This window comes from Kitasatospora sp. NPDC048407 (assembly GCF_043200475.1).
Classification (GTDB): Bacteria; Actinomycetota; Actinomycetes; order Streptomycetales; family Streptomycetaceae; genus Kitasatospora.
In genome coordinates this window covers 678,932-692,924 of sequence record NZ_JBICXW010000001.1, presented here as the reverse complement: position 1 = coordinate 692,924, position 13,993 = coordinate 678,932, and the positions used below count along the sequence as shown (strand labels likewise).

The following is a 13,993-nucleotide window of genomic DNA, read 5'->3' as shown; positions in this document are numbered from 1 at the left end:
ACCCTGTGGAACGCCCGCCCGGTCAGGAAGCTGTCTCCGCCGGCTCCTCCGCCGCGGTCAACCAGGCGCGGGGAGCGGGGAGTTCGGGCGCGGGGGCGTGCTCGCGGAGCAGCGGGAGGCGGAGGTCGAGGCGGCAACCCGGGGGATCGGGGCGGGTGGTGGCGGTGACGGAGCCGCGGTGCAGGGCGGTCTGTTGGGCGACCAGGGTGAGGCCGAGGCCGGAGCCCGGGCTGTCCGGGCGGCGGTGGAAGCGGTGGAAGACGGCGGCGCGTTCGGCGGGCGGGATGCCCGGGCCGCGGTCGTCGACGGTGAGGTGCGCGGCGCCGCCCTCGATCCGCAGCCGGACGTCCACCTCGGCGGGCCGTTCGGCGGTGCGGCCGTGCACGGCGGCGTTGCCGAGCAGGTTGTCGAGCAGGATGCGCAGGCCCGACTCCCATCCGAACACCCGTGCCTCCGAAGGGAGTTCGGTGCGGAAGACGGCCTCCGGGTGGCGGCGGCGGGCCTGCTCGACGGCGGCGTCGACCAGCTCGGCGAAGTCCACCGGGGCGAACGCGGAAACCTCCACCAGGTCTCCCCGGGCGAGCGTGGACAGGGCGCTCAGCAGGTCCACCGTGCGGGCGTGGTCCTGCTGCAACTCGGCCAGGATCTCGGCGCGTTCGGCCTCCGGCAGGTCCGGGTGCGTGGAGAGGACGTCCAGGTTGGTGCGCAGGCTCATCAGCGGGGTGCGCAGTTCGTGCGAGGCGGCGGAGGAGAACGAGCGCGCGGTGTCCAGGGCCTGTGCGGTGCGGGCCGCCTGCTCGTCGTACCGGGACAGCAACAGGGCAATCGCACCGGAGAGTTCGTCCACCTCGGCGGTGCCCGTGCGGGAGTGCGCGAACACCGCGTGCCCGGTCCGCGGGTCCAGCACGGCCGCCCGGCGGCCGAGCCGGCGCAGCGGCAGGGTGGCGCGTTCGGCCAGCGCGAAGGCGATCAGGCCGGAGAGCGGCGCCGCCACCAGCGCCACCAGTAGCACCCGCTGCCGCACCGCCCGCAGTTCCTCGGCAGGCTGCCCGGCGGGGGAGAGCACCCACAGCGTGCCGGTGGTGTCCCCGCTGTTCAGCTTCACCGTCAGGACCCGCCAGGCGTTGCCCCGCTCGTGGACCGTCACGGTGCCGGCGGCGGGCAGCAGTTGGGGATCGTCGGGCTGTGATCCGGCCGCCAGCAGCACGGAGCCGTCGGCGGCCGTGACGCGGACGCCCGCGTCCAGGGCGGCGTCGAGCAGCTTGCGCTGCTGGTTCTGCTCGGCCTTCGGCCTGCCTTTGCTGCCGGCGGCCAGCAGGGCGCGGGCGTTCGGGAGCAACGCGGCGGCGCGGTCGCCCAGTCGGGTGTCCTGGCGGCGGTGCAGGTCGGCGTTGACCAGTGGCAGCAGCAGGGCCGCGGCGGCGGTCACCAGCAGCGGCACCAGCAGCGCGGCGCCGAGCGCGATCCGGGTGGAGAGCTTCAACGCGCGCCGCCCTCAACGGAGTCGGGGACGCGCAGGACGAAGCCGACGCCGCGCACGGTGTGGATCAGGCGGGGCCGCTGCCCGGACGCCTCCAGCTTCCGGCGCAGGTAGGAGACGAAGGTGTCGACGGCGTCGCTGCGGACGTCGAAGTCGTAGCCCCAGACCCGGTCCAGCAGCAGTTCCCGGGAGAGCACGATGCCCGGGTTGCGGGCGAACTGGGTGAGCAGCTCGAACTCGCGTCGGGTGAGCCGGAGTTCGTCGTTCTCCCAGAACGCCTCGCGGGTCTCCGGGTGGATCCGCAGCGGGCCCACCCGGAGCAGGCCGGAGGGCTGGGGCGGCCGGCGGCGCAGCAGGGCGTGCAGGCGGAGCACCAGCTCCTCGAGGGCGAACGGCTTGACCAGGTAGTCGTCCGCCCCCGCCTGCAACCCGGCCACCCGGTCGGCGAGTTCGTCCAGCGCGGACAGCATCAGCACCGGGGTGTCGTCGCCGCGGGCCCGCAGCGTCCGGCACACCTCGGTGCCCGCCAGGCCCGGCAGGCCCACGTCGAGCACCACGACGTCCGGTGGCGCGTCCGTGAGTTGCGCGAGCGCGCCGGGCCCGTCCGCGGCGAGCGCCACGGCGAAACCGCTCAGCCGCAACCCCCGCTCCAGACTCCGCCGGATCGCCGCGTCGTCGTCCACCACCAGTACCCGCCCGACCATCCTGGCCACCTCCGGGACGACTGTGGCACAGGCCCGCCGCGGCCCCGGACCCGGGGGACGGGACTACGGCTGCGGATCGTCGTCCCAGGCGAAGGCCGTGATGCGCCAACCTTCGGGGGTGCGGGCGAACTGCATGGTCTTGGTGCCGCCGCCTTCGTAGCGTTCGCCGTCGAGCAGGCCGGACTTGCGGTACTCGAGCATGCGGCTGGCGACGGAGCCGGCGATCTCGGTGTTCTCGCTGGTCTCCCACTCGTGGAACTCGGTCAACCGGCCGCTGGAGAACAGGAGTTCGCGGGGTTCGATGAACTCTTCGAGGGTGAGGGTGAGGTACCGGGGCGCGGTGATCACGATGATGCTGCCGGGGAGCATCAGGCGGCGCAGCCGGGCGACGTCGGCGGGGCGGCCGTCGCGGTTGTCGAAGGCGTCGAAGAACTCGGCGGTGAGGCGGTCGAGTTCGGCCTTCACCTCGGGGTGCGGAAGCGGGAGCGACATGCGCCGAACAGTAACATTTTACTGTCCCTGGTGGGTGAAATACCGGGGCGGGCCCGTCGTTGAGACGGACCCGCCCGGTCGATCAGTCAGTGGTCAGCGGTCGGAGGTCAGTGGCGCTGCCCCTTCCGGCGCCACCAGAGCAGTCCGCCACCGAGGAGCAGCAGCAGGCCGGCAGCGACCGCGGCCGGGACGGTGAGGTCCGAACCGGTCTCGGGCAGGCGCTCGTGCTCGCCCTTCTCGCCCTTGTGGTGGGGCTTGCTGGGCTTGGGCTTCGGGGTCGGGCTGGGCGACGGGCTGACGACCGTCGTCTCGGTGGCGCAGGTGCCGGCGCAGGTGCCGTCGTCGCCGGGGGTGGCCAGGTTGCGCAGGACCATGTTGCCCGTGTCGGGGTCGTTGACGGTCACGCTGTAGGTGATGGTGGTGCTCGCGCCGACTGCCAGCGGGCCGGACCAGGTCAGGAGGTCACCGGTGACGGTCGCGCCGTTGGTGGCGTCGTTGTTGTAGGTGGCGTCGTCCAGGACGTCGGCGAGGTTGTCGGTGAAGGAGGCCGGGTCGGCGTCGGTGAAGTCCGAGCCGCCGGTGTTGGTGACGGTGACGGTGTAGGTGACCTTGTCGCCCGGGTCCGCCGTGTTGGTCGAGACGGCCTTGGAGACGGTGAACGCCGCGGGCGGGAGGACCGGGGTGCTGGTGGTGCAGTCGGCCGCCGTGGTGCAGTGGCCGAAGTGGTCGGGCGCGGCCAGGTTGGTCAGCTTGGCGCCGGCCGGGACGTCCTGGTCGGCCGTGACCGAGTAGGTGACGATCACGCTGCCGCCGACCGGCACGCTCAGGTCCCAGGTCAGCGTGTCGCCGGTCAGGGTGCCGCCGTCGCTGGCGTCGTTGTTGTACGTGGCGTTGTCGAGGACGCCGGTCAGGTCATCGGTGATGTGCACCGCGGGCGCCGAGCCGGGGCCGTTGCCGAACGGGACATCGCCGGTGTTGGTGACGGTCAGCGCGTAGGTGACGATGCCGCCGGGGGCGACCGAGGTCGGCTCGGCGCTCTTGCTCAGCGAGTACTCGGCGACGCGCGTGACCCGCGAGCAGATCTCCGCACAGTGGCCGGTGGCGCCGGGGACGGCCGCGTTCCGCAGCACGTGGTCACCGGTGCCCGGGTTGTTGACCACCACCTCGTAGGTGACGACGTGGGTCTCGCCCACGGCCAGCGGGCCGGACCAGGTGATGCTGCCGTTGACGGACTGGGCGCCACCCGTGAGGGACGCCGGGTCGAGCGTCGCGTCGTCCAGCACGTCGGTCAGGTTGTCGGTGAACGACGCCGGGTGGGCCGCCGGGTAGTCGATCAGCCCGGTGTTGTGGATGGTGACGGTGTACTTCACCCGGTCACCGGGGCCGGCGAAGTTCGGGGCCTCGATCGAGGCGTCCTTGGAGATGGAGAACGAGGGTTCGCCGGTGCCGCCGGTGCCGCCGGTGCCGCCGGTGCCGCCTGTGCCGCCTGTGCCGCCGGTGCCGCCTGTGCCGCCTGTGCCGCCGGTGCCGCCTGTGCCGCCGGTGCCGCCCGTGCCGCCGGTGCCGCCCGTGCCGCCGGTGCCGCCCGTGCCGCCTGTGCCGCCCGTGCCGCCGGTGGAGGTCGAGGTGTTGTTGGAGAGGTTCGGGTTCGACTCGTTGCCGATGATCTCAGTGGTGTTGCTGATCCCGTCGGTGGTGCAGTCGGTGCCCGCCTCGGCCGGCGCGGTGCCGGTCACCACGATGTCGGTGTGGCTCCCGTTGGCGAGCGGGGCCCCCGCGCACTCCAGGAAGTGGTGGCCGTCCGGGTCCACGGGCATGGTGCAACCGTCCGTGGGGGTGGTCGGGTTGAGCACGGTGTCCGGCAGTTCGTCGTTGACGACGAAGCCGGAGGAGTCGCCGGGCCCGTGGTTGGTCACCGTGAGGGTGTAGGTCAGCGTCTGGTTGGGGCTCCAGTCGGTGGGCCCGGACTTGGTGATCCTCAGGTCGACGGGCAGACCGGGGTAGGAGGCGCCGTCGTTCTGGGTGGAGGCGGGGCCGGGGGTGGACGAGACGAGGATCGCCGACGGGGTCGCGGAGCCCGGGTTCACCAGCTTGAGCTGGAAGACCCTGCCAGTGACATTGTCGGAGATGCCGATGTTGCCGTTGCCGTACACCCACTGGGCGCCGAACGGGTCGGTGGGTAGCTTGGGCGCGGCGAAGTTGATGACCTCGCCGGTGGTCGGGTTGATCCGGTAGATCCGGTTGGTCGGCCCGTACACGCCCCAGATGTAGCCCTGCGTGTGGACGAAGTCCGACAGGTTCGGCACGTCGGCGTTCAGCGCGATGTGGGTCGTGGTGTGGGTGACCACGTTGACCGCGTACAGGTTGCGGTCGGTGACGGCCAGGCGGACGTACAGCAGGTCGCTGGTGGCTCCCTCGCCGAAGGTGCCCTGGTTGTAGTTGGCCGCGTTCGACGGCAGACCGACCTGGCCGAGGTTGGTGGCCGCGCCGTTCTGGCCGATCCGCACCAGGCCGTTGTTCTCGTTGATCGCGTACAGGAACATGTCGGCCAGGTGGAAACCCATGGCGTTGTAGCCGAATGCGGCGGTGCCCTGCTTCACGAAGACGATCTGACCCGGGCCCTGCACCGCCTCGTACAGCGTCGTGGGCTCGCCGCGGGCCGGGCCCTGTGCGACGAACACCAGGGCAGGGCCCGCCGGGAACGGGTCGCCCGGTGCCGCTTGGGCCTGCTGAGGCCCCAGCATCGGGAGACTGGCGGCCGCCAACCCGCCTGCAACGATCAATCCGACCCACCATCGACGCGCCATTGCGGCCGTCCTCCGTTCGCTGTTCGGGAATGCCGGGATCGTAGGCTGGCGAATCAATATAAAACGGGCATTTCGGGCCGAACGGGGGCATGTCGGCAGAGCGTAAATGCCGTTGCGGGCAGGCGATATGGAGGGTGACGATTTGTCATATGAGCTCTGTAATTCGTCATGTGACCATTGACTGCCTCGACCCCTACGCCCTCGGCTCCTTCTGGGCGCAGGTGCTCGAACAGCCGCTGCAGCCCGAGGACTTCCCCGGAGACCCGGAGGCGCTGATCGCGGGCGCGAACCTGCTGTTCATCAGGGTGCCGGAGGCCAAGGCCGGCAAGAACCGGCTGCACTTCGACCTCCAGCCGCAGGACCGAACCCGGGACGAGGAAGTCACCCGGCTGCTCGGCCTGGGCGCGACGCTGGTCGACGACCGGCGCAACGCCGACGGCACCGGTTGGGCCGTGCTGGCCGACATCGAGGGGAACGAATTCTGCGTGGAGCGCAGCAAGGCCGAACGCGAGAACTGAGACGGGCCGGGGCGGTCGGGGCTGAATCCTTTTCGGCGGCCGCCCCCTCTTACGGGCACACGTACCGGCGGACGGCCGCCGGACACGACAGCTCGGAGGAACCTCATGGTGGTGGCCATCGCCATCGGCGCCGGCGCGGTACTGCTCTGCACCTGCGTCCTCGTGCTCAAGTCGAAGCGGGGCAAGCGTGGTTGAGACGTCCTGGCCGCCCGAGGAAGTGATCGCCGCGGCCCGCTGCGGCGACCCCGAGTCGATCGACGCGCTGGTGGCGGGCGCCCACCCAAAGGTGCGGCGGTTCGCCCACTCGCTGTGCGCCAGCCCCGAGGACGCGGAGGACGCCGCGCAAGAGGCGCTGATCATCCTCTACCGCCGGATCGGCATGCTGCGGGCCACCGGCGCGCTCGCCTCCTGGCTGTTCCGGATCGTCCGCAACGAGTGCCTGCGGCGGGTCCGCCCCGCACCGGCCGCGCCCGAGGCGCCGGCCGGGGAGGCGGACTCCGCCGAGCAGGAGGCGCTGCGGCGGCTGGACACCGAACGGGTCGCCGCGGCGATCGCCGCGCTGCCCGCCGACCAGCGGCGGGTGCTGATCATGCGTGACCTGCAGGGGTACGGCGGCCGGGCGGTCGCGGAGGCGCTCGGGCTGAGCACCGCCGCGATGAAGTCCCGGCTGCACCGCGCCCGGGCCGCCGTCCGGGCCGAACTCGCAGGCCCCCGATGAGCGGGCCCGGCGACTTCGCCAGCGCCACCCTGACACGTCATCTGGTGCGCGGCGGCCTCGGGTTCGGCGCGATCGTCGTCGGATTCGCGCTGCTCCCGGTGGCCGGACCTGTCTCCCTGCTGCTGGCACCGCTCGGGCTGGTCGCGCTGCGCGGCTGCCCGATGTGCTGGGCGATCGGCCTGGCGCAGACGCTCTCCCGGGGACGGCTGCGACGGGCGTGCCACGACGGGCAGTGCACGCTCCGGCGGAGCTGACACCGGGGCGCCGGGCGCATGATCGGATGAACGGGTGGATCGGCCGGGCGGGGGAACGGCCGCCGGTTCTGCACCGCAACTCGGGGGCGTTCGACCAGACTTCGTCACGTCGAACGCCCCCGAGCGGCGGAGGAACCAGCCGTCATGAGCCCAGCCAGCGCGTACCTCGCACCGACCGGGCCGATGGCCGAACTGCTCGCTCGGACACCCCTGTTGACGCCGCACCCGCACACCGACGCGCTGCGCGCCGAGATCGCGCACTGGCTCACCGGCACCGGCGTCCTGGACGCGGCCGCCGCCGCCCGCTGCCTCGACCGGGGACACCTGGACCTCGCCGCCCGCAGCTGGGGCGACGTCCCCGCCGGGCCCGGACTGCGGGCCGCCACCAAATGGCTGGTGCTGACCCGGATCCTCGACGAGCACATCGAACTCGACGAACCCGGCGACACGGCCCGGCGGACCGTCGGCGCACTCCGGGCACTGACCACCGGCGGCCAGGTACCGGCCGTGCGGAGCGAGGACGGCTCCGCGCTGGTGCGGGCGTTCGAGGGGCTCTGGCGGGACAGCGCGACGCTCGCCGGACCCGACTGGCAGAACCGCTGCGGCGCCGACTTCCGTTCCCACCTGGACAGTTCACTCGCCCGGCTGGGCGCCGGGCCGAGCGTCCCGACCGTCCCGCAGTACCTGACCCAGTACGGCCGCGACGGCGCGGTACGGTGCGCCGCCCACTGGGTGGAACTCGCCCACGGCCTCGACCTGCCCGAGCAGTTGTACCGCCACCCGCAGCTCGCCGACCTGTTGGCGCGCTTCCAGCACCTGGTCTGCTGGATCGGCGACCTCGGCGCCGGGAGCGGGATGGTGCGCGCCCTGGAGGTGCACCGCGGACTGTCACCGCACACCGCCGCCGCGCGGGTCGCCGAGCTGTGCGCCGCCGAGCTCACCACCCTGGAGTTCCTCGCCGACGGCCTCGCCCGCGGCTCCCACTGGCCCACCCAAGCCCGCCGCCACGCCCGGGGGTTGGTCCGCCACGTGCACGCGCTGATCCACTGGACGGCGACCGCGACGGGTCACGCACAGGAGATTTGACAGAAGATCATTTGAACCGCCACGCTCACCGCCACACGGGGCCGGTCGGTGAGGGGGTGAACGATGGTGCCGGCGCGAACGCGCAGACACTGGTGGCGAGTTGCGCTCGGGGTGCTCGGGGTGCCGGCGGTGTCGTTCGCTGCCGCCCTGATGCTCGCCGTCCGGGTCGACGACCGGAGCATGAACCCCAACCTCGGGCCGAACTCGCGGGTGCTCACCGTCCCCGGCAGCGGCGGGCGCGCCGAACGCCTCGACGTGGTGGCGCTGCGCGCACCCGGACAGGACACCACCACGATCAGGCGCGTCATCGGCCTGCCCGGCGACCGGGTCGAGATCACCTCCGACCCGCGCGACCCGTACCACCCCACGGCGGGTGAGCCGTTCGTCCTGCTGGTCCAGCCCGGCGGGAGCGGCCAGTGGTTCCGCGTGGGCCTGCCCACCGGGCGCGGCCAGGACCGGCCCGCCAGCCCCTGCTGCTCCGGCGACGGCCGCGGGCAGGCGACCGCGGCGGCCCAACTCGTCCCGCCCGGCAAGCTGTTCGTCATCGGCGACCACTCCGAGGTGGCGGAGGACTCCCGCGCCTACGGCTGGGTCGACGAGGCCGCGGTGACCGGCCGGGCCGGCTGGGTCGTTCTGCCGCTGCTCGGCAACGGCCCGCTGCCCTACGACGCCGACCTGGTCGCCGTCGATCCGCCGCCTGGGAGTTGACCGCCGTCAGGCGGCCTCGTCGAGCAGCAGCGCGAGCACCCCGACCAGAGTGGCGCTGCTGACGATCTCGCGGCGGGCCACCAGGGCGCGCAGCTCGGACAGCGGGACCCACGCGATTCGGTCGGACTCGTTCTGTTCGGTGGGCGGGCCGGTGAACTCGGCCGGTTCGGCGCGGAACACGAAGTGCTCGGCGTCGGTGATGCCCGCGGCCGGCTGGGCGTAGATCAGCGGGCGTACGTCCGACACCCGCCAGCCGGTCTCCTCCAGCGCCTCCCGGGCCGCCGCGGCCGCCGGGTCCTCACCGGCCTCCACCAGGCCCATCGGCAGTTCCCACGCCCAGGTGTCGGTGATGAACCGGTGCCGCCACAGCATCAGCACCTCGGCACGGTCGTTCACCACCGCCGCCACCGCGAGATGGCGCAGCTTCACCACGTGGTGCTCGAAGCGCTGCCCGTCCGGCAGTTCGACATCCGCGACCCACACGTTCAGCCACGGGTCCTGGTACACCGGGCGCTCCCCGTACACCTTCCACCGCACCCCGCCACCCCTTTCGTCCCCCGGACGCTACCGCACCCCGCGCGCGCCGCGGCCGGAACCGAACGGTTGCGCCAGTCGTCCTTGTGGAGGAGAAGCGCGACGGGATTGGCCCTCGTGGCGAAGGGCAGGAGAACGGCATGGGCATCGTCAGTTGGATCATCCTTGGGCTCCTCGCCGGAGCCATCGCCAAGCTGCTGCTCCCCGGCAAGGACCCGGGCGGCATCGTCATCACCACGCTGATCGGCATCGCCGGTTCGTTCATCGGTGGGTGGCTCTCCTCGAAGTTCCTGCACAAGTCGATCAACGTGCACTTCTTCGACCTGCCCACGTGGATCTCCGCGATCGCCGGCGCCCTCGCCCTGCTCATCGTCTACCGGCTGCTGTTCGGCAGGTCACGCGACTGACGCAGCGTCAACACGGTGCCCCGGCGAGCTGGTTGCTCACCGGGGCATTCGCGTGGTGCGGGTCAGAGCGGCGGCAGGGGCTCCTGCGCGGCCGACCAGGCGGCCGGGACGCCGGACAGGCCGGTGCGGGCGGCGACCACGCCGGCGGCGATGGCGCAGGTGGTGTCCATGTCTCCCCAGCCCGCGACGGTGTGCCAGAGGGTCTCGACCAGATCGTCCGGGTGGCCGGCGGCGGACCAGAGCGCGAACGGGACGGTGTCCTGCGCCGAGACCAGGTGGCCGGAGCCCAGCACCACCGCGGCGTGCCGGATGCTGGTCCCCGCCGGGAGGCGGGCGGCGATCCGCAGGCCGGACCGCACCTCGGACTCCGGCAGCAGCGCCGCCACCTCCTGAAGGAAGTCGGCCCGGGGAGCCGCCGCACCGCCGCGCGAGCGGACCGCCAGCGCCGCGGCCAGCGCGACCGCCCGCGCGCCCGCCACCGCCTCCGGGTGCGCGTGGGTGGCCCGGGCGGAACGTTCGGCCTGCTCGGCGACCACCGCCAAGTCGTCCGCGAACCACGCGCCGAGCGGCGCCACCCGCATCGCCGCGCCGTTCCCGTGCGAGCCCTGCCCGCCGAACAGCGCGCCGGTGACCACGAGATGGTCCTCGCCCGCGTGCACCGCGCGCAGCACCTGGTGCATCGACGGCCCGTACTTGCGGTGCGGCACCGCCATGTACTCCTGCGCGAACTCCCTTGCCAGCGCGGCCGGTTCGACCTCGCCGCGGTCGCGCAGGTGGCGCACCAGGACGAGCGCCATCGCCGTGTCGTCCGTCCAGTGCCACGGCCCGGGCCTGGTCAGCCGGCCCGCGACCTCCGCCGACGCCTCGTCCACCGGCGGGTGGAACCAGCGATCACCGAAGGCATCGCCCAGCGCCAGACCGTGAAGGCTGTCGAGGGCGGGCGGCGGAACGGGGGACAACATGGCGACTCCTCGCGGGGGCGGGTGGACGTCACCGATTCTGGCTGCTCGGCGGGCCGCCCGGCGAACCGATTTCCTGGAGACGGATCCGGTGTCACCCCTCGGACGGGGGTTCGCTCGATCGTGGGCGATTCGCGCTGCCGATTCGCCCCCGCGGGTCCAAGGTGGGAGACGGACGCGCTCGGAATCCGCGTCCCGCTCGCCGTGCCAGGCCCGGGTTCTGCGGCCGTTCCACGGCCTTGACGACGGGTGGAGCGACGAGTGCGCGGACGGTGGGCACCTCGCCGGGAGGTGATCGAATCTTCTAGGCTCGCTTCCCGGTCCCTGCCGAGGCGCCCGTCCGTGCCGAGGAACAGAGACCGACGTCCCCGGACCCCGGGCCGAGCCGGGGTCGCGGACCGAGCGAGGAGGACGCAGTGCTGCCCAGTCCCAGGTCGAATCGGACACCACGACCCAGCCCGAAACGGTCCAGCCCGAAGCCGCAACAGATTCCCGCGACGCCCGTCCCGGCCATACCTCCCAGTGCCCCGCGCCCCACCGGGGGTGAACGGTGAGCCGCCATACCGTGGCCCCCGAGCCACATCCCGCCACCCCCACGGCCGACGAACTGCCCGTAGCGGCACCGACCTTGGCCACCGCCGCACTACCGGGCCTGCCCCACACCCTGACCAGCAGGGCCCGCACCCTCACCGCCGCCGTCCGCAAGCGCTGCGCGGACCTCGCCCGGATCGAAACCCCGTCCGGCGACGCGCCCCGGCTGAACACCCTCGCCGAAGAACTCGCCACCGGCTACGCCGCCACCGGCGCCACCGCCACCCGCGAGAACTGCGCCCACGGAGACCACCTGGTACTCGACTGGCCCGGCCGGCACGAAGAACTCCCGCACCTGCTGGTGGTCGGCCACCACGACACCGTCTGGCCCGTCGGCACCCTCACCGACTGGCCCGTCGCGGAACAGGACGGGCGCCTCACCGGCCCCGGCATCCTCGACATGAAGGGCGGACTCGCCCTCCTCGAAGGCGCGTTCGCGCTCCTCGCCGACCTCGGCCAACGCCCGCACCGACCCGTGCGGATGATCGTGGTCTCCGACGAGGAGATCGGCAGCCCCGACGGCCGCCGCCTCGTCGAACGGCACCTGCGCGGCGCCGCCGCCGTCCTCGGCCTCGAACCCGGCCACCCCGACGGCCGCCTGAAGACCGCCCGCCGCGGCTCCACCCGGGTCCGGCTCACCGTCACCGGACGCGAGGCACACGCCGGCAACGACGCCGCCGAGGGCCTCTCCGCGATCGACGAACTGGTCGACCAACTGATCACCGTCCGCGGCCTGGGCCGACAGCCCGGCACCGAACTCAACACCGGCCGCATCGACGGCGGCACCCGCGCCAACGTCGTCGCCGGCCGCGCCCAGGCCGAGATCGGGCTGCGCTTCGACACCACCGAAGCCCAGCGCCGCACCCTCGACACGCTCGCCCACCTGACCGCGAACCGGCCCGGCGCGAACGTCCGCACCGAGGTGCTGTCCTCCCGGCCCACCTGGCCCGAGCGCACCGCGAATCCGCTGCTGCGGCACGTCCGCTCACTCGCCGCGGCGCTCGGCCAGCACCTCGACGGGGCGCCCGCGGGCGGGGCGGGGGACACGAATCTCGCCGGCGCGAGGGGTCTGCCGACCCTGGACGGCCTCGGCGCGGTCGGGGCCGGGCCGCACGCCCGGCACGAGCACCTGCGGATCGACCAACTCGGGTCGCGGATCGCGCTGTTGGCGGCGCTGTTGGCTGTGCCGTTGCCGCGACTGCGGTGAGACCGGGGGGCGCGGGGAGAGCTGCGCGAGCTGGTGGGTGACCGATCAGGGGCGCTGGAGGTACCCCCGGCGCCCCTGGTGGTGCTCGGTGCTCTTCCCGGATTTCGTTACTGGGGCAGCGTGGCCAGGGTGCCTGGGTAGAGGTACTGCTTGGCGGGGAGCGTCGTTCCGTGGGCCCAGGCGTCGAAGAAGCCCTTGAGGTCCTGGCCGGACACCTGTGCGGCCAGGGCCTCGAACTGCGGGAACGAGGCGTTGCCGTAGGCGTGGTCGGTGGTCCAGCGGCGCAGGGTGGTGAAGAAGGCGTCGTCGCCGACCGTGCGGCGCAGGGCGTGCAGCATCAGGGAGCCCTTGAAGTACAGGGCGGGGGCGAGTTCCTTGCCCGCGCCGGGGTCGTAGAGCCTGGTGGACCAGAAGGAGGGGTTGTCCTTGTTGTCGGCGAGTTCGGCGGCGTAGAAGCCGGTGTCGAGGTTGGCGCCCTTGTGCTCGTCCCACAGTTGGTTGGCGTACTGGGCGAAGCACTCGGCGAGGCAGCCGTCGCGCCAGTCGGTGAACGAGACGCTGTCGCCGAACCACTGGTGCGTGTTCTCGTGGACGATCGCCTCGTCGGAGATGCCATCCCGGTAGGTCGGCCGGCTCTGCGTCTCCAGATCCAGCGGGCCGGGGCCGGGATTCTTGGCCATACCGACCACGATCGCGCCCGCGGAGGAGAACGGGTAGGGGCCGAACTTCGAGGCCAGGAAGGCCAGGATGTCCTGCTGTTCTGCCTCGGCGGCCGAGTCGATCGTGACGTCCGGGCTGTACGCCGTGATGATCGGTGTGCCGTCCGGCAGTTGGGCGCGGTGGACGGTGAAGCGGTCGATGGCGACGGTGCTGAGGTACGTCGCCATCGGGCGGTCCTCGTTCCAGCGGAAGGTCGTGGTGCCGCGGGCGGTGGTGGTCGGCCCGGGCCGGCCGTTGCCGATGGCGGTCCAGCCGTCGGGGACGGTCGCGGTGAGGGCGAAGGTGGCCTTGTCGGACGGGTGGTCGTTGGACGGGTACCAGGAGGTCGCGGAGTGCGGTTCGCCCGTGACGTTCGCGCCGCCATCGGCCAGCGTGTGCCAGCCCTCGGCGTCGGGCGTGCCCGCGTACTTCACCCGGACGGTGAAGGTGGCGCCCCCGGCGAGCGGCCGGGCCGGGACGATGTTCAGCTTGTGCTCGCCGGAGCGCGAGATGGACCGCGCCGGTGTGCCGTTCACGGTGACCGAGGCGACCGTGAAGCCCTTCAGGTCGAGGCTGAGGCGGTCCAGCGTGCGAGTCGCCCGGGCGGTGACGGTGGTGTCGCCGTCCAGGTGGTCCGTGCGGGCCGGGTCGTAGGCGATCCGGACGTCGTAATGCCCGACGTCGTAGCCGGAGTTGCCGTCGTCGGGGAAGTACGGGTCGATGCCGGTCGCCGCCGAGGCGGGCAGCGCGGTCACGGCGACGCCGAGGGCGGTGGCGATCGCGAGGGCGGTGGCGGTCCGTCGGGTGCGCATATGAGCTTCCTGGGGTT

The 13,993-nt window shown here is 72.8% G+C and carries 14 protein-coding genes; 7 read left to right on the top strand and 7 right to left on the bottom strand.

The features are described from left to right. Positions 1-22: 22 nt before the first annotated feature. From ACGFWJ_RS03290 to ACGFWJ_RS03275, 4 genes are all read right to left on the bottom strand, one after another. On the bottom strand, positions 23-1,483 hold the full coding sequence (locus ACGFWJ_RS03290; RefSeq protein ID WP_392944686.1) for a sensor histidine kinase: 1,461 nt from the start codon (positions 1,481-1,483) through the stop codon (positions 23-25). Continuing rightward, positions 1,480-2,184, bottom strand: coding sequence for a response regulator transcription factor (locus ACGFWJ_RS03285; protein ID WP_392944684.1), 705 nt, complete (start codon positions 2,182-2,184; stop codon positions 1,480-1,482). Before ACGFWJ_RS03285 ends, ACGFWJ_RS03290 begins: the two co-directional genes overlap by 4 nt. Positions 2,185-2,247: 63 nt before the next feature. Then, on the bottom strand, positions 2,248-2,676 hold the full coding sequence (locus tag ACGFWJ_RS03280) for a DUF4440 domain-containing protein (protein WP_392944682.1): 429 nt from the start codon (positions 2,674-2,676) through the stop codon (positions 2,248-2,250). 107 nt (positions 2,677-2,783) lie between these two features. Beyond that, complete coding sequence (locus tag ACGFWJ_RS03275) at positions 2,784-5,420, bottom strand: DUF6923 family protein (protein ID WP_392944680.1); 2,637 nt, start codon at positions 5,418-5,420, stop codon at positions 2,784-2,786. Between the two features lie 212 nt (positions 5,421-5,632). On the opposite strand from ACGFWJ_RS03275, the gene ACGFWJ_RS03270 reads away from it, so the two are divergent. The 5 genes from ACGFWJ_RS03270 (at position 5,633) to ACGFWJ_RS03250 (ending at position 8,767) form a co-directional block, all read left to right on the top strand. After that, positions 5,633-6,001: a VOC family protein gene (locus tag ACGFWJ_RS03270; protein WP_392944678.1), complete on the top strand. Its 369-nt coding sequence runs from the start codon at positions 5,633-5,635 to the stop codon at positions 5,999-6,001. A gap of 187 nt (positions 6,002-6,188) precedes the next feature. Next, a complete protein-coding gene (locus ACGFWJ_RS03265; RefSeq protein WP_392944676.1) occupies positions 6,189-6,719 on the top strand; it encodes an RNA polymerase sigma factor in 531 nt (176 codons plus the stop codon). Continuing rightward, positions 6,716-6,973 carry a hypothetical protein gene (locus tag ACGFWJ_RS03260; protein WP_392944674.1) on the top strand — a complete coding sequence of 86 codons (258 nt, stop codon included), beginning with the start codon at positions 6,716-6,718 and terminating at the stop codon, positions 6,971-6,973. Before ACGFWJ_RS03265 ends, ACGFWJ_RS03260 begins: the two co-directional genes overlap by 4 nt. 144 nt (positions 6,974-7,117) lie before the next feature. Next, positions 7,118-8,059 carry a terpene synthase family protein gene (locus ACGFWJ_RS03255; protein WP_392944672.1) on the top strand — a complete coding sequence of 314 codons (942 nt, stop codon included), beginning with the start codon at positions 7,118-7,120 and terminating at the stop codon, positions 8,057-8,059. Positions 8,060-8,122: 63 nt separating this feature from the next. Next, on the top strand, positions 8,123-8,767 hold the full coding sequence (locus ACGFWJ_RS03250) for a S26 family signal peptidase (RefSeq protein WP_392944670.1): 645 nt from the start codon (positions 8,123-8,125) through the stop codon (positions 8,765-8,767). A gap of 6 nt (positions 8,768-8,773) precedes the next feature. On the opposite strand, the gene ACGFWJ_RS03245 is transcribed toward ACGFWJ_RS03250, so the two are convergent. Continuing rightward, positions 8,774-9,304, bottom strand: a complete 531-nt coding sequence (locus ACGFWJ_RS03245; RefSeq protein ID WP_387635031.1) for an NUDIX domain-containing protein — start codon at positions 9,302-9,304, stop codon at positions 8,774-8,776. Positions 9,305-9,441: 137 nt separating this feature from the next. Between ACGFWJ_RS03245 and ACGFWJ_RS03240 the strand changes: the two genes are divergently transcribed. After that, the gene (locus ACGFWJ_RS03240) at positions 9,442-9,708 is read left to right on the top strand and encodes a GlsB/YeaQ/YmgE family stress response membrane protein (protein WP_387635029.1); all 267 of its coding nucleotides are present in this window, start codon (positions 9,442-9,444) and stop codon (positions 9,706-9,708) included. 62 nt (positions 9,709-9,770) lie between these two features. Here the strand turns inward: ACGFWJ_RS03240 and ACGFWJ_RS03235 are convergent, their stop codons facing one another. Beyond that, positions 9,771-10,670 carry an ADP-ribosylglycohydrolase family protein gene (locus ACGFWJ_RS03235; RefSeq protein ID WP_392944667.1) on the bottom strand — a complete coding sequence of 300 codons (900 nt, stop codon included), beginning with the start codon at positions 10,668-10,670 and terminating at the stop codon, positions 9,771-9,773. A gap of 547 nt (positions 10,671-11,217) precedes the next feature. On the opposite strand from ACGFWJ_RS03235, the gene ACGFWJ_RS03230 reads away from it, so the two are divergent. Further along, the gene (locus tag ACGFWJ_RS03230) at positions 11,218-12,465 is read left to right on the top strand and encodes a M20 family metallopeptidase (protein ID WP_392944665.1); all 1,248 of its coding nucleotides are present in this window, start codon (positions 11,218-11,220) and stop codon (positions 12,463-12,465) included. Positions 12,466-12,572: 107 nt separating this feature from the next. Here ACGFWJ_RS03230 and ACGFWJ_RS03225 read toward each other — a convergent pair whose 3' ends face one another. Further along, positions 12,573-13,976, bottom strand: coding sequence for a M1 family metallopeptidase (locus tag ACGFWJ_RS03225; RefSeq protein WP_392944663.1), 1,404 nt, complete (start codon positions 13,974-13,976; stop codon positions 12,573-12,575). Positions 13,977-13,993: the final 17 nt, after the last annotated feature.